The sequence below is a fragment of the Streptomyces sp. NPDC090119 genome (genome assembly GCF_044747085.1).
GTDB lineage: Bacteria > Actinomycetota > Actinomycetes > Streptomycetales > Streptomycetaceae > Streptomyces.
On sequence record NZ_JBIVDK010000002.1, the window covers coordinates 191,795 to 214,931 of the forward strand.

Consider the following 23,137-nt stretch of genomic DNA (forward strand, 5'->3'; position numbering starts at 1 on the left):
GTTGTCGATATTAGTGCCGTCGTCATCCTCGTGCCAGCCCGTCAGGAGCCTCATGACCACCGACCTGCCCGCCCGCACCTCCCACGCCATCGCCCTGCTCCGGGAGGCATCCCCGGCGAACCTGGACGGCTTCCTCCTGCTCAACGAGATGTTCGAGTCCACCACCCTGGACCCGCACTCCCGCGAGACCGTCGTCCTCGCCGTCGCCACGCGCAACCAGTGCCACCTGTGCGTCGACATGCACCAGGACCGGCTGACCGCCCTCGGCCCCGCCGAGAACCCCGAACGCCTCGACGCCGTCCACCGGTTCACCCTCCAGGTCCTCGCCTCCTCGGGCGCGGTCAGCGAGGAGGAACTGACCGCCTTCCAGGCCCACGGCTACACCCGCCGCAACGCCCTGGAGGTCGTCCTCGGCATCGGCGCGTACACCCTCTCGACGTTCAGCAACCGGCTCGTGGGCGCCGCGTAGAACACCCCGGCAACGCGACAGCGGCCCGGCCGGGGTTCCCGGCCGGGCCGCTGCCCGCACTGCTCACCCGCTACGGCTCAGTCCTTCTTCTTGGCCGACTTCTTCTCCTGGTCGTCCGAGATGACCGCCTCCGCGACCTGCTGCATCGACAGGCGGCGGTCCATCGAGGTCTTCTGGATCCAGCGGAACGCGGCGGGCTCGCTCAGGCCGTACTCGGTCTGGAGGATCGACTTCGCGCGGTCGACCAGCTTGCGGGTCTCCAGGCGCAGGCTGAGGTCGGCGACCTCCTGCTCCAGCTGCTTCAGCTCGGTGAAGCGGGAGACGGCCATCTCGATGGCCGGGACCACGTCGGTCTTGCTGAACGGCTTCACCAGGTACGCCATCGCGCCCGCGTCGCGGGCCCGCTCCACGAGGTCGCGCTGCGAGAAGGCGGTGAGCATCAGGACCGGGGCGATGGACTCCTCGGCGATCTTCTCGGCCGCGGAGATGCCGTCCAGCTTGGGCATCTTCACGTCCAGGATGACCAGGTCCGGCTTGTGCTCACGGGCCAGCTCCACGGCCTGCTCGCCGTCCCCGGCCTCACCGACGACCGTGTACCCTTCCTCCTCCAGCATCTCCTTGAGGTCGAGCCGGATCAGCGCCTCGTCCTCGGCGATGACGACCCGGGTCGTCAGCGGGGGCACATGCGACTTGTCGTCATCGGACACGTCTGCGGGCTGGGGCGACTCGGGGGTCGTCACTGGGGGCTCTCCGTTCAGGGCAGGGGTGCTGCTGACAAGAGCCTACCTAGCTACGGTATGGTGGACGCGCGGAGGGTCAAGGGACACCTTGGAATCTGCGAGCCCCGGTAGCCCAATTGGCAGCAGGCAATGGATTCAAAACCCATACAGTGTCGGTTCGAATCCGACTCGGGGCACTTTTCCTTCGATTCGCAGGATTGACCCGGAGTGCCCCGCTGCGCAACGTCGACTGCCCCCGCTGCCGTGCGGTTCCGGGCCAGCCCGGCGACCCGGCCGCCTACGCCTACCTCCTGGGCCTCTACCTCGGCGACGGCTGCGTCAGCCCGCTGAAGCGCGGCGTCCACTCGCTCCGTATCGCCTGCGCCGACGCGTGGCCGGGGCTGATCGACGCCTGCGCCGAGGCCATGCGGGCCGTCATGCCGGGCAACAAGGTCTGTCAGGTGCGGCAGCAGGGCTGTCGGCAGGTCACTTCGTGCAGCAAGCACTGGCCGTGCCTCTTCCCGCAGCACGGCCCGGGGAAGAAGCACGAGCGGCCGATCGCCCTGGAGCCCTGGCAACAGGAGATCGTCGACGCGCACCCCTGGGAGTTCATCCGGGGCCTGATCCACTCCGACGGCTGCCGGGTCATCAACTGGACGACCCGGACCGTGGGCGGTGAACTACGGCGCTACGAATATCCGCGGTACTTCTTCACCAACCTGTCGGACGACATCACGGGCCTCTTCACGGCCGCGCTCGACCGCGTCGGGGTCGAATGGAAGCGCGCGAACGGAAAAAACATCTCCGTAGCCCGCAAAGCCTCAGTAGCCCTCATGGACGCCCACGTAGGTGCGAAGTACTGAGCCTCAGTCCTCCGCGATGTGGTGGACGCGGACCAGGTTGGTGGTGCCGGTCTCTCCGGGTGGGGAGCCGGCGGTGATGACGACGGTGTCGCCCTTCTCGCAGCGGGCGTATTTCAGGAGGAGTTCGTCGACCTGGTCGACCATCGCGTCGGTGGAGTCGACGTGGGGGCCCAGGAAGGTTTCGACGCCCCAGGTGAGGCTGAGCTGGGAGCGGGTGGCCGGTTCGGGGGTGAAGGCGAGGACGGGGATGGGTGAGCGGTAGCGGGAGAGGCGGCGGGCGGTGTCGCCGGACTGGGTGAAGGCGACGAGGAAGCGCGCCCCGAGGAAGTCACCCATCTCGGCGGCCGCGCGGGCGACGGCACCGCCCTGGGTGCGGGGCTTGTTCCGCTCGGTCAGCGGCGGCAGCCCTTTCGCGAGCATCTCCTCCTCCGCCGCGGCGACGATCTTCGCCATGGTGCACACGGTCTCCACGGGATACCGCCCCACACTGGTCTCGCCGGACAACATCACCGCGTCCGCGCCGTCGAGCACCGCGTTGGCCACGTCGGAGGCTTCCGCGCGGGTCGGCCGGGCGCTGTCGATCATCGAGTCGAGCATCTGGGTGGCGACGATGACCGGCTTGGCGTTGCGCTTGGCGAGCTTGGCGGCGCGTTTCTGCACGATCGGCACCTGCTCCAGCGGCATTTCCACACCGAGGTCGCCGCGGGCGACCATGAGCCCGTCGAAGGCGTCGACGACGTCCTCGATGTTCTCGACCGCCTGCGGTTTCTCCACCTTGGCGATGACGGGCAGCCGGCGCCCCTCCTCGGCCATGATCCGGTGCACCTCGGCGGCGTCGCGGCCGCTGCGGACGAAGGAGAGGGCGATGACGTCGAAGCCGGTGCGCAGCGCCCAGCGCAGGTCGTCCTGGTCCTTCTTGGAGAGGGCGGGGACGGAGACGGCCACGCCGGGAAGGTTGAGTCCCTTGTGGTCGGAGATCATGCCGCCCTCCAGCACGCGGGTGCGCACACGGGGGCCGTCGACGGCGGTGACCTCCAGGCAGACGCGGCCGTCGTCGACGAGGACGCGTTCGCCGGGGCGGACGTCCTCGGCGAGACCGGCGTAGGTGGTGCCGCACTGGTGGCGGTCGCCCTGGACGCCCTCTTCGACGGTGATGGTGAAGGTGTCGTCGCGTTCGAGGAGTACGGGTCCTTCGGTGAAGGTGCCGAGCCGGATCTTCGGGCCTTGAAGATCGGCGAGCATTCCGACGCTGCGGCCGGTTTCGTCGGCGGCCTGGCGAACGCGCTGGTAACGCGCCTCGTGTTCGGCGTGGGTGCCGTGGCTGAGGTTGAACCGGGCGACGTCCATTCCGGCCTCGACCAGTGCCTTGATCTGGTCGTACGAGTCGGTGGCGGGCCCCAGGGTGCAGACGATCTTTGCTCGGCGCATGGGTCGAGCCTATGGCTTACCGACGGGTAGAGAATTCGGGCTCCATGGCCGTTCAACGACCTTTGGGGAAAGGCTTATTGACAAGTGTTGAATTGTGCGATGACCCGCTCCTATGAGCGATGTTTTTCGCGCAATAGACCTTTCGATCAAGAAGTTCCGCTAAAGCCGGGGCGGTACCAGCGTGAATCGCGCGGTGACCTGCGCGGAGACCCACAATTGCGCGGGCTGGAGATCGAACGGCTCGGCGGATTCGGCCGCGTCGGCCCGGCGGGCGGAGCGGCCGAAGGCGGAGACGTTGCGCGGCCGGTCGGCGCCGGTGTCGGCGAGTTCGGTCAGCGCGGCGAGGGAGGTGCCGAGCGCGTCGGCGTACTCGCGGGCGCGCTGGAGGGCGTCGGCGACGGCGCGGCGGCGGGCCTCGGCGTGGGCCGGGGAGTCGGGGCGCAGCGACCACCCGGGGCCGTCCAGCTCGGTCAGCTCCAACTCGGCAAGCCTGGAGGTGAGTTCGCCGAGAATGCCGAAGTCGGTGATCTCGGCGTCGATGCGGACGACTCCCTGATGGCTGCGCACTCGCTCGCCCCGGCCGCGTTCGCTGAGTTCCGGGGTGACGCTGAGGGCGCCGGTGGTGAGGTCGGGCACGGCGTCGCCGTAGGACTTGAGGACGTCGAGGGCGGCGGTGTTGCGGCGAGTGAGGTCGTCGAGGGTGGCGCGGCGGTCGCGGCCGCGGGCGGTGACGATGACGCCGATGCGGGCGATCTCGGCCTCGGTCTGGAACTCGGCCTCGCCCCGGACGGCGAGGAGGGGGGCGTCGGGGGTGCCGTACGCGGGGTTCGCCTCAGGGGTCATACGTCCCACTGTGTCATGTGTCCGGTGTGCCCGTGGGGGGAGTTGACGGGAATCGGTCACCGGATCGCAACCTGGGGGGTCTGTTGCGACCTGTCATGGTCGGGACACAATCTACGCGCGTTGTCGACCCCTTGCCGAGGAGACCGAGAGATGCCGTTCGACCGCCGGAAGTTCCTGAAGCAGTCCGCCGTCACCGGGGCGGGCGTGGCGATCGCGGGCGGGGCGGGAGCCCCGGCGGCGGAGGCGGCCGGGGCCGTCACGGCACGCCACCACGAGAACCACGGGCATCACGAGAAGCGGTACGCGCTGACCGTGATGGGCACCACCGACCTGCACGGTCACGTCTTCAACTGGGACTACTTCAAGAACGCGGACTACACCGACGCGGCGGGCAACGCGCAGGGCCTGGCCCGGATCTCGACGCTGGTGAACCAGGTCCGCGCGGAGAAGGGCCGCCGCAACACCCTGCTGCTGGACGCGGGCGACACCATCCAGGGCACCCCGCTGACGTACTACTACGCGAAGGTGGACCCGATCACCGCCAAGGGCGGTCCGGTGCACCCGATGGCGAAGGCGATGAACGCGATCGGGTATGACGCGGCGGCGCTGGGCAACCACGAGTTCAACTACGGCATCGAGACGCTGCGCCGCTTCGAGCACCAGCTCGACTTCCCGCTGCTGGGCGCGAACGCGGTGGACGCCAAGACGCTGAAGCCGGCGTTCGCGCCGTACTACATGAAGCGGTTCCATGTGCCGGGCGCGCCGCCGGTGAAGGTCGCGGTGCTGGGGCTGACCAACCCCGGCATCGCCATCTGGGACAAGGCGTTGGTGCAGGGCAAGCTCGCGTTCGAGGGTCTGGAGGAGCAGGCCGCGAAGTGGGTGCCGAAGCTGCGTTCGATGGGCGCGGACATCGTGGTGGTCTCGGCGCACTCGGGCACGTCGGGCACGTCGTCCTACGGTGACCAGGTGCCGTACGTGGAGAACGCGGCGGCGAACGTGGCGCGGCTGGTGCCGGGGATCGACGCGATCCTGGTGGGGCACGCGCATCAGGAGATCGCGGAGCTGCGGGTCGTCAACGAGAAGTCGGGGAAGACGGTCGTGCTGTCGGAGCCGCTGTGCTTCGCCGAGCGGCTGACCCTGTTCGACTTCGAGCTGGTCTTCACGCGGGGCCGCTGGCAGGTGGAGTCGGTGAAGGCGTCGCTGAAGGACTCGCGGACGGTGGCGGACGACCCGAGGATCACCAAGCTGCTCTCGAAGGAGCACGCGAAGGTGGTGGCGTACGTCAACCAGGTGGTGGGCCGGGCGACCGAGACGCTGACCACGGTGGAGGCGCGGTACAAGGACGCCCCGATCATCGACCTGATCACCAAGGTGCAGGAGGACGTGGTCAAGGCCGCGCTGGCGGGCACCGAGTACGCCTCGCTGCCGGTGCTGGCGCAGGCGTCGCCGTTCTCCCGGACGAGCCAGATCCCGGCGGGCGATGTGACCATCCGGGACCTGTCGGGGCTGTACGTGTACGACAACACGCTGGTGGCGAAGCTGCTGACGGGTGCGCAGGTGCGGGCGTACCTGGAGTACTCGGCGCAGTACTACACGCAGACGGCGCCGGGCGCGCCGGTGGACGTGGCGAAGCTGACGAACGCGGGCGACCGCCCCGACTACAACTACGACTACGTGTCGGGGCTGTCGTACGACATCGACATCGCGCAGCCCGCCGGTTCGCGGATCAAGAACCTCACCTTCGGCGGGGCTCCGCTGGACGACGCGGCCCAGTTCGTGTTCGCGGTGAACAACTACCGGGCGAACGGTGGCGGCGCGTTCCCGCATGTGGCGTCGGCGAAGGAGCTGTGGTCGGAGTCGACGGAGATCCGGACCCGGATCGCGGAGTGGGTGACCGCGAAGGGTGTGCTGGACCCGAAGGACTTCGCGTCGGTGGACTGGAAGCTGACGCGGGACGGCACGCCGGTGTTCTAGTACGCCCGTCCGGGTGAGGCCCCGGTGACGGTGCGGACCGGTCCGGTCGCGCCGTCACCGGGGCTTCGGCGTTGTGGGTGCAAGCCGAAGGTGGTGAAGGCGGTCCGGGTGGGGAGCGGGTACTGCTCCTTGCCGGTCAGCGAGTTGAGGATGGTGGCGCTGCGCCAGGCGGCGAGGCCGAGGTCGGGGGCGCCGACGCCGTGGGTGTGGAGTTCGGCGTTCTGGACGTGGACGGAGCCGCCGACGGCGGGGTCGAGGACGAGCCTGTACTCGTCGTCGATGAGGGGGCGTCCGGCACTGTCGCGGCGCAGGTGGGGGTCGAGTCCGGCGAGGAGGCCGTCCAGGGGGCGCGTGCGGTAGCCGGTGGCGAGGACGACGGCGTCGGTGGCGAGGCGGGTGCGGCTGCCCTGGTCGAGGTGTTCGAGGTGGAGTTCGACCTGTCCGGTGCCGAGGCGTCCGGCGGTGCGGACCTGGACGCCGGGGGTGAGGACGGCTTCGGGCCAGCCGCCGTGCAGGGTGCGCCGGTACAGCTCGTCGTGGATGGCGGCGAGGGTGCCCGCGTCGACGCCCTTGTGGAGCTGCCACTGTGCGGCGACGAGCCGGTCGCGGACGGGTTCGGCGAGGTCGTGGAAGTAGCGGGTGTGGTCGGGGGTGAAGTGTTCCAGGCCGAGCTTGGAGTACTCCATGGGGGCGAAGGCGGCGGTGCGGCCGATCCAGTGCAGGTGTTCGCGTCCGGCGGGGCGGTGGCGGAGCAGGTCGAGGAAGACCTCGGCGCCGGACTGTCCGGAGCCGACGACGGTGATGTGTCGGGCGGCGAGCAGGGTGTCGCGGTGGGCGAGGTAGTCGGCGGCGTGCAGGACGGGGACGCCTGGGGCGGCGGCGAGGGGGCGCAGGGGTTCGGGGACGTGGGGTGCGCTGCCGGTGCCGACGACGATGTTTCGGGTGCGGGTGCGGCCGAGGGCTTCTGCGTGGCCGTCGGCGTCGAGCCGGGTGAAGTCGACCTCGAACACGTCGCGTTCGGGGTTCCAGCGGACGGCGTCGGCCTGGTGGCGGAAGCGGAGTCCGGGGAGTTGTCCGGCGACCCAGCGGCAGTAGGCGTCGTACTCGGCGCGCTGGATGTGGAAGTGCTCGGCGAAGTAGAAGGGGAAGAGCCGCTCGCGGGTGCGGAGCCAGTTGAGGAAGCTCCAGGGACTGGTGGGGTCGGCGAGGGTCACCAGGTCGGCGAGGAAGGGGACTTGGAGGGTGGCGCCGTCGATGAGGAGGCCGGGGTGCCAGTCGAAGCCGGGGCGCTGTTCGTAGAAGACGGCGTCGAGTTCGGCGAGGGGTGCGGCGAGGGCGGCCAGGGAGAGGTTGCAGGGGCCGATGCCGATGCCGACGAGGTCGCGGGGGGACTCGGGCTCCGGGTGTGGGGGGTGGGGCGGGTGGCTCATGCGGGGGTGTTTCCTTCGGCGAGTTTCAGGAGGTGGGCCAGGTCGTCGGGCCCGGTGTGGGGGTTGAGGAGGGTGGCCTTGAGCCAGAGGCGGCCGTCGGCGTGGGCCCGGCCGAGGACGGCGCGGCCCTCGTGCAGCAGGGTGCGGCGGACGGCGGCGACGGCGTCGTCGCCGGCGTGGGCGGGCCGGAACAGCACGGTGGCGAGGGTGGGCCGGTCGTACAGTTCGAGGCCGGGGTGTGCCTCGATGCGGTCGGCGAAGTCCTGGGCGAGGGTGAGGACTTGGTCGATGAGGTCGGCGAGGCCGGTGCGGCCGAGGGTGCGCAGGGTGACTGCGGCCTTGAGGATGTCGGGTCGGCGGGTGGTGCGGGTGGAGCGGCCGAGGAGGTCGGGGAGGCCGGCCTCGGTGTCGTCGCCCGCGTTGAGGTAGTCGGCGCGCTGATGGAGGGCGTCGAGTTCGGTGGCGTCGGCGACGGCGAGGAAGCCGGTGGCGACGGGCTGCCAGCCGAGTTTGTGCAGGTCGAGGGCGACGGTGTGGGCGGCGTCGAGTCCGGTGAGCAGGGCGCGGTGGCGGTCGCTGAGGGCGAGGGCGCCGCCGTAGGCCGCGTCGATGTGCAGCCGGACGCGGTGGGCGGCGCAGCGGGCGGCGATCTCGGGGAGCGGGTCGATGAGCCCGGCGTCGGTGGTGCCCGCGGTGGCGGCGACGAGGAGGGGGCCGGTCAGCTCGGTGAGGGCGGCGTCCAGCGCGGCGGGGTCCAGGGTGCCGCTGGGGGCGGGGAGGACGACGGGGTCGGGCAGGCCGAGCAGCCAGGCGGCGCGGGGCAGGGAGTGGTGGGCGGCGGCGGAGCAGACGAGCCGGACGTGGGCGCCGTGGGCCTCGCGGGCAAGCAGCAGGGCGAGCTGGTTGGCCTCGGTGCCGCCGGTGGTGACGACGGCGTCGGCGAGGCCGATCCGGGCGGCCAGGGCGCCGGTGACGCGGGCTTCGAGGGCGGAGGCGGCGGGTGCCTGGTCCCAGGAGTCCAGCGAGGGGTTGAGGGCGCTGACGGCGAGGTCGGCGGCGGTGGCGACGGCGAGCGGCGGGCAGTGCAGGTGGGCGGCGCAGAGCGGGTCGGCGGGGTCGGCGGCGCCCGCGGCGAGGGCGTGGACGAGGGCGCGCAGGGCGTCGGGGTCGCCGTGTTCGGGGAGGACGTCGCCGAGGGCGTCGGTGACGCGGGCGGCGACGGCGTCGGGCCCGCCCGCGGGCAGGGGGCCGCCGCGGGCCGCGGTGCCGGTGGCGAGGGCGCCGAGGACGGTCTCCAGGAGCGGGCGCAGGGCGTCCGGGCCGTGGGGTCCTGAGGCGAGGGGCGGGGTGCTCATGGGCTCTCCTGCGGGGCGGGGACACGCACCGGCGCTCAGGTTCGGGAGCCGGGTGTCCGCGCTGCACAACGAGCGGGAGCGGGAAATGGGTACTGCCGTACGGGGAAAACGCGTTGGAACAGTGTGTGGGGGTGGCACGGGTGTCGCAGCCGGGCGGTGTGGCCGCGGGACATGTGGTCCCGGCCCACACCGCCCGGCGTGCCGGAGCTACTCCCCCCGCACCCGCAACGCCCGTGCCAGGTCGTCGAGTTCGTCGGCGAGCCTGCGGCGGAGGGCGGGTACCGGGTCGGCGTCGCGCAGGCACGCCTCTCCGAGTGCCAGGTTCTCGGGGTCGACGGCGTGGTGCGGGAAGGCCCAGGCACCGGCCGCAGCGGCGATGGCGGGGCCGCGCCGGGCGGACACCGCCACCGCGTCCTCGTAGTAGCGGGGTACGTACTCACCGACGAGGTCGGCCTGTTCGGGCTGCCAGAAGCCCTGGGCGGTGGCCTTGAAGAGGTAGTTGGAGAGGTCGTCGGTGGCGAACATCGCGTCCCAGGCCCGCCGCTTGGCCTCCGGGTCGGGCAGTGCGGCGCGGCAGCGGGCGGCGCCCTCCTGGCCGTTGGCGGACGGGTCGCGCTCCAGTTCCGCGGCGATGGCGGCCTCGTCGGTGGCGCCGAGCACGGCGAGTCGGCCGAGGATGCGCCAGCGCAGCTCGGGGTCGAGTTCGGGTCCGCCGGGCACGGTGCCGTCGGCGAGCCAGGCGGCGATGGTGTCGGGGTGCGCGGCGACGTCGATGAAGTGCCGTACGGCGACCAGGCGCAGGCCGGGGTTGTCGCCGTCCTCGGTGCGGCGCAGCAGGTCGCGGCAGAGGGAGCCGAGGGTGGCGAGGGCGGCGGGCCGCTGCTCGGGGGTGAGGTAGCGGTCGGCGACGTGGGTGCCTGCGAAGGCCAGGACGCCCTGGACGAGGGCGAGGTCGGTCTCCAGCGGCAGGTGGGCGCGGGCGGTCTCCAGGTAGGCGGCGGGCGGGAGTTCGCCGTCGCGCACCGCGTCGCGCAGGGCGTTCCAGACGACGGCGCGGGTGAGCGGGTCGGGCAGGCCGGAGAGGCTGGTGCGCAGGGTCTGGAAGGACTCGGGGTCGAAGCGGACCTTGGCGTAGGTGAGGTCGCCGTCGTTGAGGAGGAGCAGCGCGGGCCGCTTGCCGAGCGGCTGGGGCGCGGTCTGCGGGATGTCGAGTCCGACGCGTTCGCGCAGGACGAGGCGGCCCTCTTCGGTGAGGTCGTGGTCGTAGAGTCCGGCGGTGACGCGGTGCGGGCGGCTGCCGTCGTGGTCGACGGTGAGGGTGCGGGTGCCGTCGGTGGTGGTGAGGCGGGGGGTGAGCTTGTCCACGCCGGTGGTGCGCAGCCAGGCGTCGGCCCAGGCGGGTACGTCGCGTTCGGTGGCGGAGGCGAGGGAGTCGATGAAGTCGGCGAGGGTGGCGTTGCCGAACCGGTGCCGTGCGAAGTGGACGTTGATCCCGGCGAGGAAGTCCTTCTCGCCGAGCCAGGCGACGAGCTGGCGCAGGGCGGAGGCGCCCTTGGCGTAGGAGATGCCGTCGAAGTTGAGGAGGGCGGCGGCGGTGTCGTCGACGGACTCGGGGGCGACGGGGTGGGTGGAGGGGCGCTGGTCGGCGTCGTAGCCCCAGGACTTGCGGGTGACGCCGAACTCGACCCAGGGCTGGGTGAAGCGGGTGGCTTCCAGGGTGGTCTGGTAGCCCATGTACTCGGCGAAGGACTCGTTGAGCCAGATGTCGTCCCACCACTTGAGGGTGACGAGGTCGCCGAACCACATGTGGGCCATCTCGTGGGCGATGACCATGGCGCGGGTCTGCCGCTCGGTGTCGGTGACGGCGGAGCGGAAGACGAAGTCGTCGCGGAAGGTGACGAGTCCGGGGTTCTCCATGGCGCCCGCGTTGAACTCGGGGACGAACGCCTGGTCGTAGGAGTCGAAGGGGTAGGGCTCCTCGAACTTCTCGTGGTACCGGTCGTACAGGGCGCGGGTGATGTCCAGGATCTCGTCGGCGTCGGCGTCGAGGTGGGGGGCGAGCGAGCGGCGGCAGTGGATGCCGAAGGGCAGGCCGCGGTGCTCGGTGCGTACGGAGTGCCAGGGTCCGGCGGCGACGGCGACGAGGTAGGTGGAGATGAGCGGGGTGGTGGCGGCGCGCCAGCGGCCGTCGCCGAGGTGCTCGGTGATGCCGTTGGCGAGCACCTGCCAGCCGTCGGGGGCGGTGACGGTGACGTCGAAGACGGACTTGAGGTCGGGCTGGTCGAAGGCGGCGAAGACGCGCTGGACGTCGTCGAGGAAGAGCTGGGTGTAGACGTAGGTCTCGCCGTCGGTGGGGTCGGTGAAGCGGTGCATGCCCTCGCCGGTGCGGGAGTAGCGCATGGCCGCGTCGACGGTGAGTTCGTGCTCGCCAGCGGTGAGGTTCTTCAGCGGCAGCCGGTTGCCGTCGAGGGTTCCGGTGTCCAGGGGCTGTCCGTCGAGGGTGACGGCGCGCAGCTCGGCGGGCTTCAGCTCGACGAAGGTGTCCCCGTCCGTACGCGCGGTGAACCGGACCGCGGTACGGGAGCCGAAGGTCTCGTCACCGGTGGTGAGGTCGAGATCGACGGTGTAGCGGTGGACGTCGAGGAACTCTGCTCGGGCGTGCGCTTCGTCGCGCGTCAGTACGGACATGGATGCCATGCTGCCCGATCGCCCCGGCAGCGGACAGGGGCGGATTCGGTACGCGGCTTATGTCCGGCGGTGCGCCCGGCTCACCCCGGTCAGGGGCGGGTGCGGGCGGTGTCCTCGGCGATGCGTTCGTGGTGCCGGATCACCTCGGCGACGATGAAGTTCAGGAACTTCTCGGCGAAGGCGGGGTCGAGGCGGGCGTCCTCGGCGAGGCTGCGCAGCCGCTCGATCTGGCGGGCCTCGCGGCCGGGGTCGGCGGGCGGCAGGTGGTGGCGGGCCTTGAGGCGGCCGACCTGCTGGGTGGCCTTGAAGCGTTCGGCCAGCATGTGGACTACGGCCGCGTCGATGTTGTCGATGCTGGCCCGCAGCCGCTCCAGTTCCTCGCGGGCCTCGGGGTCGACGTCACCGGTGCCGGTGTTGCTGATGGTCATGGGGGTCCACCCTACGGGTCGCGGGCGGGGTGCGGTGGCGGTGGGCGGTCCTACAGTGGGAGGGGGTGTTCCGGGCGACCTTCGGGGGTGCGGGCGTGGCGGCAGGCGGACCGGTGGAGCACGGCTTCCCGCATCTGGAGACGGTGCGGTCGGCGGTCACGGCGCTGTACCGGCGGCTGTCGTACGAGGGGCTGCGGACCTTCGCGGCGAGCGTGGCCCCGGCCGACGTGGCGTTCGGCGACGGCGACGATCTGCATCTGGGCGCGCAGCGGGTGGCGCGGGAGCTGGTGCGGCACTTCCGGCTGCCGGACGCGCGGCTGATCGTCTGCTTCCGGGAGATGACGCACGCGGCCGATGTGGAACTGGCGGCGGGCCCGGAGTACTTCGTGGAGCTGAACGACCGTTTCCGCACCCATCGGCAGGACATCGGCGCGGCCCTCGCGCACGAGGTGGCCCATGTGTATCTGCACCGGCTGGGCCTGGAGTTCCCTACGACGGCGGAGAACGAGATCCTCACCGACACGGTGACCACGTATCTCGGCGCGGGCTGGCTGCTGCTGGACGCGTACCGGGAGCACGGCGAGGCGTCGCAGAAGCTGGGCTATCTCACCCCGGAGGAGTTCGGCTGGGTCCTGGCGAAGCGGGCCGCGGTGTTCGGGGAGGACCCGGCGGTGTGGTTCACCAGCCCGCAGGCGTACACGGCGTACGTAGCGGGGCGGGACCGGGCGCGGGCGGACGAGCGGCGGGCGCCGCTGAGCGGGGCGGGCTGGGCGGAGCGGCGCCGGTACGCCCACGACCGGCGCGACACCGCCCGGCACGGCGAGGACCGGCACCACTCGGCCCGGCCCCGTCCGGGTTCCCCCTACGAGTTCACCCCCGACGGGGCCGGGCTGAAGGTGTCGTTCCCCTGCCCGGTGTGCCATCAGCGCATCCGGGTGCCGGTGCGGGGCGCGGTCAAGGTCCGCTGTGGGCTGTGCCGGACGGTGCTGGAGTGCGACACCTAGGGGGCCGGGGCGGTCCGGGCCGGGTCAGTCGGGGAGGCGGTCGATCAGCCAGGTGGCGAGTTCCTCGGTGACGGCCGTGTGCGGGGTCGTGGTGGCGGACCACAGGTAGTCGTCGACCTCGCTCTCGTCCGGGGCGATGTCGTCCAGGTTCGCGTAGAGGTCCTTCTGCTGGTCCAGGTCGCGGAGGGCGACCGCGCTGACCGTGGGCACGAAGCAGACCTCGGGGTGCCGCAGGTCGACCTGGGCGCCGGCCTTCTTCAGCGCGTCGGCGAGGATGCCGTAGGAGCGGAGGGTGCCGCCGGGGGCGCCGTCCATCTCGGGGAGGTCGCCGGTGGTGATCGTCTTCTTCGACTCGGGGAAGCGGCGCTTCAGCTCGGCGACGGTGACCTCGCGGCCCTGGGCCTGGGCGTAGAAGGTGGTGCCGGGGTAGACCCGCTCCGACTTCAGCACGGTCTCGCCGGGCGGGACGGCGATGCCGGTGCCGTCGCCGCGGCCGTTGGCGAGGGCCAGCAGGCGCGGGATGCGCGGCCATCCGCCGACGCGGGTCAGATGCTCCAGGAACTCGCGGCGCTCGGGGGCGATGCCGTTCTGGCCGGTCATCGGGTCGTAGTGGCGCCAGAGCATCTGCCGGGCGGCCGGGCTGGTCATCTGCCGGGCGAAGTCGTTGGGCACCGGGATGAAGTGCGCGAACGCCTGGAGGCCGATGGGGATGTAGGCGCCGCGGTGCGGGGTGTCCCAGGAGAAGTACATGCCGGTCTGGTGGTCCGTGCGCTGTGTCTCCATCAGGGCCAGCGCGTACCGGGTGACCAGGCCGCCCATGCTGAAGCCGCCGACGGTGAGGCGGGTGCCGCCCAGCCGTTCGGCGACGGCCCGGTGGATGGCGGCGGTCGCGGTCCGGGCGTTGTCGAGGATGGAGGCACTGCGCTCGTCGAAGCCGACCAGGATGACGTCGCGGCCCCGGCGGCGCAGCTCGGTCAGGAGCGGGTAGCTGCTGTCGAGACCCGCGTACAGCCAGGCGAGGTCGCTCTTGCCGAGGTTGAAGCCGTCGGCCATGACGACGGGCCGGACGATGCCCCGGTTGCCCTGGCCGTAGTGGACGTGGGCGAAGCCGCCGGGCAGGGACCACTTCTCGTCGGGCTCGGGCGCGGTGTACCCGGCCGGGGGCGCGGTGGTCAGCGGACCGGCGAGGGTGAACTCCCCGACGCTCTGCTCCGCCTGCTCGTTCTGCTCGGACATGGCCGTCTCCTTCCGAACCACGCGGGCGCGATGGTCGGAACATCATCAGCACGCCCCTCTGACCTGCGAGGGGAACCTCACCGGGGGGTTCATTCCTAAGAGTGCGGCAGGGGCGGGACGGTGACGTGACGTCGGGAAATCAGGTGATCACAGCCTCGGCCATCCCCCTCCCCCGGTGATCCGATACTTTGTTCGCCGCCGTCCCCACCGGGTCGTCCCGAAACCCTTTTTCCGAAGGAGCCGGCCGTGACCGCCGAGTCCGCCGTGACCACGTGCTTCCGTCATCCCAAGGTGGAGTCGCACGTCCGCTGCACCCGCTGCGAGCGCTACATCTGCCCGGACTGCATGCGGGAGGCGTCGGTCGGCCACCAGTGCGTGGAGTGCGTACGGGAGGGCGCCCGTTCGATACGGCAGGCGCGGACCGCGTTCGGCGGCCGGATCAGTACGTTTCCGCTGGTCACCTGGGTGCTGGTGGCGCTGAACGTACTCGCCTACCTCGCGGAGCTGGCCCGGCCGTCGGTCGTGGACCGGTTCGGGATGCTGGGCGCGGGCCTGGTCGGCCCGGACGGGGCGCACTATCTGTGGCAGTACCCGTACGACCCGGCGCTGAGCCCGGAGGGGGTGGTCGGCGGGCAGTGGGAGCGGCTGCTGACCGGCGCGTTCCTGCACATGCCGCCGGACGACGGGATCGGCGTGGTGCACATCGCGCTGAACATGGTGGCGCTGGTGAACGTCGGCCGGGTGGTGGAGACCCAGCTCGGCCGGGCCCGCTATCTCGCGCTGTATCTGCTCTCGGCGCTCGGCGGCTCGGTCCTGGTCCTGCTGATCGCGCCGGACGCGCCGACGGTGGGCGCCTCGGGCGCGGTGTTCGGCCTGGGCGCGGCGTACTGGGTGATGGGGCGCCGCCTCGGCTACGACATGCGGGCGGTCAACCAGTACATGACGGGGCTGCTGATCTGGCTGGTGGTCTCGGCCTTCGCGACGTCCTGGCAGGGTCACCTCGGCGGCCTGCTGGCGGGCGCCGTGGTGAGCCTGGCCTTCGCCTACGCGCCGCGCGGCGACCGCCGCACGCTGATCCAGTGGGCCGCGTGCGCGGGCCTGCTGGTCCTGCTGCTGGGCCTCGCCGCCGTGAAGGTGGCCACGCTGACCGGCGGCACCGGCTGAGAAGGCGGCGGCGCCTGCCCGGGCGTCCGGTCGGGGACTGTCGGGCAGGCGCCGTCTGATGTTCCGTACGCCGTTGTACGGCACACCGGGTGTGAGGGTGTCAGACCGCCAGGGAGCGGTCGGTGGGGCGGATCGGGGCGGGCAGGTCGCTGACCCCGGTGAGGTGGCGGTCCACGCCGCGGGCGGCGGAGCGGCCCTCGGCGATGGCCCACACGATCAGGGACTGGCCCCGGCCCGCGTCACCGGCGACGAACACACCGGGCACGTTGGTCTGGAAGTCGGTGTCGCGGGCGATGTTGCCCCGCTCGTCCAGCTCCAGGCCGAACTGGTCCACCAAGCCGTTCTCCCGGTCGGTGCCGGTGAAGCCCATGGCGAGGGTGACCAGCTGGGCCGGGATCTTCCGCTCGCTGCCCGGCTTCGGGGTGAGCTTGCCGTCGATGAACTCGACCTCGGCCAGGTGCAGTGCCTGGACGTTGCCGTCCTCGTCGCCCTCGAAGTGGGTGGTGGAGACGGCGTAGACCCGCTCGCCGCCCTCCTCGTGGGCGCTGGTGACCTTGTACAGCATGGGGAAGGTCGGCCAGGGCTGGTTCAGGGCGTGCCGCTCGTCGTTGGGGCGGGGCATGATCTCCAGCTGGGTGACGGAGGCCGCGCCCTGGCGGTGGGCGGTGCCCACGCAGTCGGCGCCGGTGTCGCCGCCGCCGATGACGACGACGTGCTTGCCCTCGGCCGAGATCGGCGGGGCCACGTAGTCGCCCTCCTGGACCTTGTTGGACAGCGGCAGGTACTCCATCGCCTGGTGGATGCCGTTCAACTCCCGTCCGGGGACGGGCAGATCGCGGGCGGTGGTGGACCCGGCGGCGATGACGACCGCGTCGTACCGCTTCTTCAGGTCACCGGCCTTGAGGTCGCGGCCGATCTCCACGCCGGTGCGGAACCGGGTGCCCTCCGCGCGCATCTGCTCGATACGGCGGTTGATGTGCCGCTTCTCCATCTTGAACTCGGGGATGCCGTACCGCAGCAGGCCGCCGACGCGGTCGGCGCGCTCGTAGACGGCGACCGTGTGACCGGCGCGGGTGAGCTGCTGGGCGGCGGCGAGCCCGGCCGGGCCGGAGCCGATGACGGCGACCGTCTTGCCGGAGAGGCGCTCGGGGATGCGCGGGGCGACGTCCCCGGTCTCCCACGCCTGGTCGATGATCGAGACCTCGACGTTCTTGATGGTGACCGGCTGCTGGTTGATGCCGAGCACACAGGCCGACTCACAGGGCGCGGGGCAGAGCCGCCCGGTGAACTCGGGGAAGTTGTTGGTCGCGTGCAGCCGCTCGGAGGCGGCCGCCCAGTCCTGCCGGTAGGCGTAGTCGTTCCACTCCGGGATCAGGTTCCCGAGCGGACAGCCGTTGTGGCAGAACGGGATGCCGCAGTCCATGCACCGGCTGGCCTGCTTGCCGATGATCGGCAGCAGGGCGCCGGGGACGTAGACCTCGTTCCAGTCCTTGACGCGCTCGCCGACGGGACGGGTCCGGGCGACCTCGCGGCCGTGGTTCAGAAAGCCCTTGGGATCAGCCATTGGTCGCCGCCTCCATCATCTTCTCGGTGATCTCGGTCTCGGAGAGACCGGCTCGCTCGGCGGCGTCCTTGGCGGCGAGCACTGCCTTGTACGTGCTGGGGATGATCCTGCTGAAGCGCTCGACGGACCGGTCCCAGTCCGCGAGGAGCTTCCCGGCGACCGTGGACCCGGTCTCCTCGGCATGGCGGCGCACCACGTCGTGCAGCCAGGTCCGGTCGGCGTCGTCGAGCGGCTCGACCGCGCCGGCGTTGCCCGCGTTGACGTTGTCCGGGTCGAGGTCGATGACGTACGCGATGCCGCCGGACATGCCCGCCGCGAAGTTGCGGCCGGTCTCACCCAGGACGACCGCGTGACCGCCGGTCATGTACTCGCAGCCGTGGTCGCCGACGCCCTCGGAGACCACCAGGGCCCCGGAGTTGCGGACGCAGAACCGCTCGCCGGTACGGCCGCGCAGGAACAGCTCGCCGCCGGTGGCGCCGTAGCCGATGGTGTTGCCCGCGATGGTGGAGTACTCGGCGAGGTGGTCGGCGGCCCGGTCGGGGCGGACCACGATCCGGCCGCCGGAGAGGCCCTTGCCGACGTAGTCGTTGGCGTCGCCCTCCAGGCGCAGCGTGACGCCGCGCGGCAGGAACGCGCCGAAGGACTGCCCGGCCGAGCCGGTGAAGGTGATGTCGATGGTGTCGTCGGGCAGGCCCGCGCCGCCGAACTTCCGCGTCACCTCGTGGCCGAGCATGGTGCCGACCGTGCGGTTGATGTTGCGGATGGCGACCTGGGCGCGCACCGGGTGCGCCTCGGTGGCGTCGGTGGCGGCGAGCGCGTCGGCGGCGAGCCTGATCAGCTCGTTGTCGAGCGCCTTCTCCAGCCCGTGGTCCTGGGAGACGACCTGGTGGCGGACCGCGCCCTCGGCCAGCTCGGGCACGTGGAACAGCGGCTCCAGGTCCAGGCCCTGGGCCTTGTAGTGGTCGACGGCGCGCTCCACGTCGAGCACCTCGGCGTGGCCGACGGCCTCCTCGATGGAGCGGAAGCCCAGCTCGGCGAGGAGTTCGCGGACCTCTTCGGCGATGAACCGGAAGAAGTTGACGATGTACTCGGCCTTGCCCTCGAAGCGCTCGCGCAGCACCGGGTTCTGGGTGGCGATGCCGACCGGGCAGGTGTCCAGGTGGCAGACGCGCATCATCACGCAGCCGGAGACCACCAGGGGCGCGGTGGCGAAGCCGAACTCCTCGGCGCCGAGCAGCGCGGCGATGACCACGTCCCGGCCGGTCTTGAGCTGGCCGTCGGTCTGGACGACGATCCGGTCCCGCAGCCCGTTGAGCAGCAGGGTCTGCTGGGTCTCGGCGAGGCCCAGCTCCCAGGGGCCGCCCGCGTGCTTGAGCGAGGTGAGCGGGGAGGCGCCGGTGCCGCCGTCGTGGCCGGAGACCAGCACCACGTCGGCGTGCGCCTTGGACACCCCGGCCGCGACCGTGCCGACGCCGACCTCGGAGACCAGCTTCACGTGGATGCGGGCGGCGGGGTTGGCGTTCTTCAGGTCGTGGATCAGCTGGGCGAGATCCTCGATGGAGTAGATGTCGTGGTGCGGCGGCGGGGAGATCAGGCCGACACCGGGCGTGGAGTGCCGGGTCTTGGCCACCCACGGGTACACCTTGTGGCCGGGGAGCTGGCCGCCCTCGCCGGGCTTGGCGCCCTGGGCCATCTTGATCTGGATGTCGTCGGCGTTGACCAGGTACTCGGAGGTGACGCCGAAGCGGCCGGAGGCGACCTGCTTGATGGCGCTGCGCCGGGCCGGGTCGTACAGCCGCTCCGGGTCCTCGCCGCCCTCACCGGTGTTGGACTTGCCGCCCAGCTGGTTCATGGCGATGGCGAGGGTCTCGTGCGCCTCCTGGGAGATGGAGCCGTACGACATGGCGCCGGTGGAGAAGCGCTTGACGATCTCGGAGACCGGTTCGACCTCGTCCACCGGGATCGGGGCGCGGCCGGAGCCGAAGCCGAACAGGCCGCGCAGCGTCATCAAACGCTCGGACTGCTCGTTCACCCGGTCGGTGTACTTCTTGAAGATGTCGTAGCTGCCGCTGCGGGTGGAGTGCTGGAGGCGGAAGACCGTCTCCGGGTCGAACAGGTGCGGCTCGCCCTCGCGGCGCCACTGGTACTCGCCGCCGATGTCGAGGGTGCGGTGCGCGGGCGCGATGCCGCTGGCCGGGTACGCCTTGGCGTGCCGGGCGCCGACCTCGCGGGCGATGACGTCGATGCCGACGCCGCCGATCTTGGAGGTGGTGCCGTCGAAGTACTTGGCCACGAAGGCGTCGTCCAGGCCGACGGCCTCGAAGACCTGGGCGCCGCGGTAGGAGGCGACGGTGGAGATGCCCATCTTGGACATCACCTTCAGCACGCCCTTGCCGAGGGCGTAGATCAGGTTGCGGATGGCCGTCTCGGGCTCCATGCCGGGCAGGAAGGTGCCCGCACGGACCAGGTCCTCGACGGACTCCATCGCCAGGTACGGGTTGACCGCGGCGGCGCCGAACCCGATCAGCAGGGCGACGTGGTGGACCTCGCGGACGTCTCCGGCCTCGACCAGGAGGCCCACATGGGTGCGCTCCTTGGTGCGGATGAGGTGGTGGTGGACGGCCGCGGTGAGCAGCAGCGAGGGGATCGGGGCGTGCTCGGCGTCGGAGTGCCGGTCGGAGAGCACGATGAGCCGGGCGCCGTTGTCGATGGCGGCGTCGGCCTCGGCGCAGATCTCCTCGATGCGGGCGGCGAGGGAGTCGCCGCCGCCGGAGACCCGGTAGAGGCCGGAGAGGGTGGCCGCCTTGAAGCCGGGCATGTCGCCGTCGGCGTTGATGTGGATGAGCTTGGCCAGCTCGTCGTTGTCGATGACCGGGAAGGGCAGCAGGACGGAGCGGCAGGAGGCGGCGCTCGGGTCGAGCAGGTTGCCCTGGGGGCCCAGCGAGCTGCGCAGGGAGGTGACCAGTTCCTCGCGGATGGCGTCCAGCGGCGGGTTGGTGACCTGGGCGAAGAGCTGGGTGAAGTAGTCGAAGAGCAGCCGGGGGCGCTCGGAGAGCACCGCGATGGGGCTGTCGGTGCCCATGGAGCCGATGGGCTCGGCGCCTGCCTTGGCCATCGGGGCGAGGATGATCCGCAGCTCTTCCTCGGTGTAGCCGAAGGTCTGCTGGCGGCGGGTGACGGAGGCGTGGGTGTGGACGATGTGCTCGCGCTCGGGCAGGTCGCCCAGCTCGATCTCGCCCGTCTCCATCCAGTCGCTGTAGGGCTGCTCGGTGGCGAGCTGCGCCTTGATCTCGTCGTCCTCGATGATGCGGTGCTCGGCGGTGTCCACGAGGAACATCCGGCCGGGCTGCAGGCGGCCCTTGCGGACCACGCGGGCGGGGTCGATGTCGAGGACGCCGACCTCGGAGCCGAGGACGACCAGGCCGTCGTCGGTGACCCAGTAGCGGCCGGGGCGCAGGCCGTTGCGGTCGAGCACGGCGCCGACCTGGGTGCCGTCGGTGAAGGTGACGCAGGCGGGGCCGTCCCAGGGCTCCATCATCGTGGAGTGGAACTGGTAGAAGGCGCGCCGGGCCGGGTCCATGGAGTCGTGGTTCTCCCACGCCTCCGGGATCATCATCAGCACCGCGTGCGGCAGCGAACGGCCGCCGAGGTGGAGCAGTTCCAGCACCTCGTCGAAGGACGCCGAGTCGGAGGCGTCCGGCGTACAGACGGGGAAGGTGCGGGCGAGGTTGTCGTCGGTGCCGAACAGGTCGGAGCCGAGCTGGGACTCGCGGGCGCGCATCCAGTTGCGGTTGCCCTTGACGGTGTTGATCTCACCGTTGTGGGCGACGAAGCGGTACGGGTGCGCCAGCGGCCACGACGGGAAGGTGTTCGTGGAGAAGCGGGAGTGCACCAGCGCGATCGCGGAGGCGAAGCGGCGGTCGGACAGGTCCGGGAAGAAGGGCTCGAGCTGGCCGGTGGTCAGCATGCCCTTGTAGACGATCGTCCGGGCGGACAGGGACGGGAAGTAGACCCCGGCCTCCCGCTCGGCGCGCTTGCGCACCACGAACGCCTTGCGGTCCAGCGCGATGCCCTCGCTGTTTCCGTCGGCCACGAAGAGCTGGCGGAAGGCCGGCATGGTCGAGCGGGCGGTCGCGCCGAGCAGTTCGGGGGCGACCGGGACCTCGCGCCAGCCGAGGACGGTGAGGCCCTCCTCGGCGGCGATCGTCTCGATCCGTGAGACTACTTCGGCGGTGCCGTCCTCGGGCAGGAAGGCGATGCCGACGGCGTAGGAACCGGCGGCCGGGAGGTCGAATCCGGCCACCTCGCGGAAGAACGCGTCGGGCACCTGGGAGAGGATGCCCGCGCCGTCCCCGGAGTCGGGCTCGGAGCCGGTCGCGCCGCGGTGTTCGAGATTGCGCAGGACGGTCAGCGCCTGCTCGACCAGCGCATGGCTCGCCTCACCGGTGAGGGTGGCCACGAAGCCGACGCCGCAGGCGTCGTGCTCGTCGCGGGGGTCGTACATGCCCTGCGCGGCAGGGCGGGCATCCATGAAGGACCAGGCTCGGTCGGTCACGGAATGCGGGGACGGCTGGCGCGTCGTACGCATCGGCTCTCCCGTCGTCGTCAGTGGCATATAACAGGTGCCGAGGGACGACGCTGGCCCTCTGCTGGTGCAAAATTTCGTGCAGGTTACATGATGGAACGCTTGTCGGGAACCGGATACTCCGTTCCACCATGCGGACGCCACAGGGGGGCGCGTCGGGGTGCCGTGGGGTGCGGCGGGCGCCGCTCCGAGCGGCGGGAAAAGCGGGGGTTCTCAGCTGTTGCGAGCGGGGTCCTGCGGCTGGGCCGGACGGGTGGTGACCGGTCGGACCCAGGGGCGGGGAGGCGTCGTCGCCCGTCCCGCGAGTGCACCGCGGGCGCCGTTGCCCGCAGTGCTTACGGCTCATGCCCGACGCTCAAGCGTGCGAAACCCGCGAGTAACAATTATTTATGCGTGCCCCGGCATATGTCCAGGGTCTCTCAGCTCACAGCTGTGCCGAAGAGGCTGCCCAGCGCGAAGGTGACGCCCGCCGCAGCGCCACCCAACGCGAGCTGGCGCAGGCCGCTGAACCACCAGCTGCGGGCCGTCACCCGGGCCACCACGGCGCCGCAGGCGAACAGTCCGGCGAGCGCCAGCAGGACGGCGGGCCACAGGGCGGTCGCGCCCAGCAGGTAGGGCAGTACGGGCAGCAGGGCGCCCAGCGCGAAGGCGCCGAAGGAGGAGACGGCGGCGGTCAGCGGGGAGGGCAGGTCCTCGGGGTCGATGCCCAGTTCTTCCCGGGCGTGTATCTCCAGGGCCTGCTCGGGGTCCTTCGACAGCTGCCGGGCGACCTCGCGGGCGAGCGCGGGCTCGACCCCGCGGGAGGCGTACAGCGCGGCCAGCTCGTCCTCCTCGGCCTGCGGGTGCTTGCGCAGCTCACGGCGCTCGACGTCCAGCTCGGCCTGGACGAGTTCGGCCTGCGAGGCGACGGAGGTGTACTCGCCCGCCGCCATCGAGAAGGCACCGGCCGCGAGCCCGGCGAGGCCGGTGATCACGATCGTCTGGTGGCCCACCGAGCCGCCCGCGACCCCGGTCATCAGGGCGAGGTTGGAGACCAGGCCGTCCATCGCGCCGAACACGGCGGGGCGCAGCCAGCCGCCGTTGACGTCGCGGTGCGTGTGGTTGTCGCGGTGCGCCTCGTGCAGCGCGGCCTCGGTCTCGATGATGGCCATGAGGACCCCCGGGTAAGCTGAGCCAAAGCTAACTTTGGACTGATTCTATTTTTCGAAGACCCTCAATCTACGGCGATCGGAGCGCCACCGCCAGCAAGGCGAGGCTGAGCTAACCCGCTGCTACTTCCCTGTTCAGACGCCCGTGCCGGAGATTTCCCGGTACCGAGCGGGTGATGGCGGGGGCCCGGAGGCTAGGGCGCCGCCCCTCGGGTGGGACACATCCGCAAAGGGCCACG

16 protein-coding genes and 1 tRNA gene are annotated in these 23,137 nt (G+C 71.3%); 6 read left to right on the forward strand and 11 right to left on the reverse strand.

Annotated features, from left to right (window positions below; genetic code table 11):
• Window positions 1-52 precede the first annotated feature (52 nt).
• Complete coding sequence (locus tag ACIPPM_RS08230; RefSeq protein WP_401444595.1) at window positions 53-469, forward strand: carboxymuconolactone decarboxylase family protein; 417 nt, start codon at window positions 53-55, stop codon at window positions 467-469.
• A gap of 77 nt (window positions 470-546) precedes the next feature.
• Here the strand turns inward: ACIPPM_RS08230 and ACIPPM_RS08235 are convergent, their stop codons facing one another.
• Window positions 547-1,209: an ANTAR domain-containing response regulator gene (locus ACIPPM_RS08235; protein ID WP_393597261.1), complete on the reverse strand. Its 663-nt coding sequence runs from the start codon at window positions 1,207-1,209 to the stop codon at window positions 547-549.
• A 101-nt stretch (window positions 1,210-1,310) separates the two neighbouring features.
• Here ACIPPM_RS08235 and ACIPPM_RS08240 point away from each other — a divergent pair.
• A tRNA-Leu gene (locus tag ACIPPM_RS08240) sits at window positions 1,311-1,385 on the forward strand.
• Between the two features lie 21 nt (window positions 1,386-1,406).
• Window positions 1,407-2,051, forward strand: a complete 645-nt coding sequence (locus ACIPPM_RS08245; protein WP_401444597.1) for a hypothetical protein — start codon at window positions 1,407-1,409, stop codon at window positions 2,049-2,051.
• A gap of 3 nt (window positions 2,052-2,054) precedes the next feature.
• Here the strand turns inward: ACIPPM_RS08245 and pyk are convergent, their stop codons facing one another.
• Together pyk and ACIPPM_RS08255 are read right to left on the reverse strand one after the other, a co-directional pair.
• A complete protein-coding gene (gene pyk, locus ACIPPM_RS08250) occupies window positions 2,055-3,479 on the reverse strand; it encodes a pyruvate kinase (RefSeq protein ID WP_401444600.1) in 1,425 nt (474 codons plus the stop codon).
• A 159-nt stretch (window positions 3,480-3,638) separates the two neighbouring features.
• Complete coding sequence (locus ACIPPM_RS08255) at window positions 3,639-4,322, reverse strand: SIMPL domain-containing protein (RefSeq protein WP_401444602.1); 684 nt, start codon at window positions 4,320-4,322, stop codon at window positions 3,639-3,641.
• 150 nt (window positions 4,323-4,472) lie between these two features.
• Here ACIPPM_RS08255 and ACIPPM_RS08260 point away from each other — a divergent pair, with 150 nt between their 5' ends.
• Window positions 4,473-6,296: a bifunctional metallophosphatase/5'-nucleotidase gene (locus ACIPPM_RS08260; protein ID WP_401444605.1), complete on the forward strand. Its 1,824-nt coding sequence runs from the start codon at window positions 4,473-4,475 to the stop codon at window positions 6,294-6,296.
• Here ACIPPM_RS08260 and ACIPPM_RS08265 read toward each other — a convergent pair.
• The 4 genes from ACIPPM_RS08265 to ACIPPM_RS08280 all read right to left on the reverse strand — a co-directional run bounded on the left by ACIPPM_RS08265 (window position 6,293) and on the right by ACIPPM_RS08280 (window position 12,197).
• Window positions 6,293-7,726: a lysine N(6)-hydroxylase/L-ornithine N(5)-oxygenase family protein gene (locus ACIPPM_RS08265; RefSeq protein ID WP_401444607.1), complete on the reverse strand. Its 1,434-nt coding sequence runs from the start codon at window positions 7,724-7,726 to the stop codon at window positions 6,293-6,295. The genes ACIPPM_RS08260 and ACIPPM_RS08265 overlap by 4 nt on opposite strands.
• Window positions 7,723-9,081, reverse strand: a complete 1,359-nt coding sequence (locus tag ACIPPM_RS08270) for a pyridoxal phosphate-dependent decarboxylase family protein (protein WP_401444609.1) — start codon at window positions 9,079-9,081, stop codon at window positions 7,723-7,725. Before ACIPPM_RS08270 ends, ACIPPM_RS08265 begins: the two co-directional genes overlap by 4 nt.
• A gap of 207 nt (window positions 9,082-9,288) precedes the next feature.
• A complete protein-coding gene (gene pepN / locus ACIPPM_RS08275) occupies window positions 9,289-11,769 on the reverse strand; it encodes an aminopeptidase N (protein WP_401444611.1) in 2,481 nt (826 codons plus the stop codon).
• An 89-nt stretch (window positions 11,770-11,858) separates the two neighbouring features.
• Window positions 11,859-12,197, reverse strand: a complete 339-nt coding sequence (locus ACIPPM_RS08280) for a chorismate mutase (RefSeq protein ID WP_388992228.1) — start codon at window positions 12,195-12,197, stop codon at window positions 11,859-11,861.
• Window positions 12,198-12,292: 95 nt separating this feature from the next.
• Between ACIPPM_RS08280 and ACIPPM_RS08285 the strand changes: the two genes are divergently transcribed.
• Window positions 12,293-13,201, forward strand: coding sequence for a hypothetical protein (locus ACIPPM_RS08285; RefSeq protein WP_401446366.1), 909 nt, complete (start codon window positions 12,293-12,295; stop codon window positions 13,199-13,201).
• A gap of 24 nt (window positions 13,202-13,225) precedes the next feature.
• Here ACIPPM_RS08285 and ACIPPM_RS08290 read toward each other — a convergent pair whose 3' ends face one another.
• Entirely contained in the window at window positions 13,226-14,437 is a 1,212-nt protein-coding gene (locus ACIPPM_RS08290; protein ID WP_401444615.1) for an esterase/lipase family protein, read from the reverse strand.
• 246 nt (window positions 14,438-14,683) lie between these two features.
• Between ACIPPM_RS08290 and ACIPPM_RS08295 the strand changes: the two genes are divergently transcribed.
• A complete protein-coding gene (locus ACIPPM_RS08295) occupies window positions 14,684-15,601 on the forward strand; it encodes a rhomboid family intramembrane serine protease (RefSeq protein ID WP_401444618.1) in 918 nt (305 codons plus the stop codon).
• Window positions 15,602-15,701: 100 nt separating this feature from the next.
• Here ACIPPM_RS08295 and ACIPPM_RS08300 read toward each other — a convergent pair whose 3' ends face one another.
• From ACIPPM_RS08300 to ACIPPM_RS08310, 3 genes are all read right to left on the reverse strand, one after another.
• Window positions 15,702-17,165 (reverse strand): glutamate synthase subunit beta, encoded by a 1,464-nt coding sequence (locus tag ACIPPM_RS08300; protein ID WP_401444621.1) that lies wholly within the window; start codon window positions 17,163-17,165, stop codon window positions 15,702-15,704.
• On the reverse strand, window positions 17,158-21,753 hold the full coding sequence (gene gltB / locus ACIPPM_RS08305; protein ID WP_401444623.1) for a glutamate synthase large subunit: 4,596 nt from the start codon (window positions 21,751-21,753) through the stop codon (window positions 17,158-17,160). The genes ACIPPM_RS08300 and gltB overlap by 8 nt, the downstream gene beginning before the upstream one ends.
• 416 nt (window positions 21,754-22,169) lie before the next feature.
• Window positions 22,170-22,901, reverse strand: coding sequence for a VIT1/CCC1 transporter family protein (locus ACIPPM_RS08310; protein WP_401444625.1), 732 nt, complete (start codon window positions 22,899-22,901; stop codon window positions 22,170-22,172).
• Window positions 22,902-23,137 lie beyond the last annotated feature (236 nt).

What these genes read in the sequence shown, in the direction of transcription:
- ACIPPM_RS08230 (WP_401444595.1), top strand. Translation starts at nt 53, where the DNA reads ATGACCACCGACCTGCCCGCCCGCACCTCCCACGCCATCGCCCTGCTC.
- pyk (WP_401444600.1), bottom strand. Translation starts at nt 3,479, where the DNA reads ATGCGCCGAGCAAAGATCGTCTGCACCCTGGGGCCCGCCACCGACTCG.
- ACIPPM_RS08255 (WP_401444602.1), bottom strand. Translation starts at nt 4,322, where the DNA reads ATGACCCCTGAGGCGAACCCCGCGTACGGCACCCCCGACGCCCCCCTC.
- ACIPPM_RS08260 (WP_401444605.1), top strand. Translation starts at nt 4,473, where the DNA reads ATGCCGTTCGACCGCCGGAAGTTCCTGAAGCAGTCCGCCGTCACCGGG.
- ACIPPM_RS08265 (WP_401444607.1), bottom strand. Translation starts at nt 7,726, where the DNA reads ATGAGCCACCCGCCCCACCCCCCACACCCGGAGCCCGAGTCCCCCCGC.
- ACIPPM_RS08270 (WP_401444609.1), bottom strand. Translation starts at nt 9,081, where the DNA reads ATGAGCACCCCGCCCCTCGCCTCAGGACCCCACGGCCCGGACGCCCTG.
- pepN (WP_401444611.1), bottom strand. Translation starts at nt 11,769, where the DNA reads ATGTCCGTACTGACGCGCGACGAAGCGCACGCCCGAGCAGAGTTCCTC.
- ACIPPM_RS08280 (WP_388992228.1), bottom strand. Translation starts at nt 12,197, where the DNA reads ATGACCATCAGCAACACCGGCACCGGTGACGTCGACCCCGAGGCCCGC.
- ACIPPM_RS08290 (WP_401444615.1), bottom strand. Translation starts at nt 14,437, where the DNA reads ATGTCCGAGCAGAACGAGCAGGCGGAGCAGAGCGTCGGGGAGTTCACC.
- ACIPPM_RS08300 (WP_401444621.1), bottom strand. Translation starts at nt 17,165, where the DNA reads ATGGCTGATCCCAAGGGCTTTCTGAACCACGGCCGCGAGGTCGCCCGG.
- gltB (WP_401444623.1), bottom strand. Translation starts at nt 21,753, where the DNA reads ATGCGTACGACGCGCCAGCCGTCCCCGCATTCCGTGACCGACCGAGCC.
- ACIPPM_RS08310 (WP_401444625.1), bottom strand. Translation starts at nt 22,901, where the DNA reads ATGGCCATCATCGAGACCGAGGCCGCGCTGCACGAGGCGCACCGCGAC.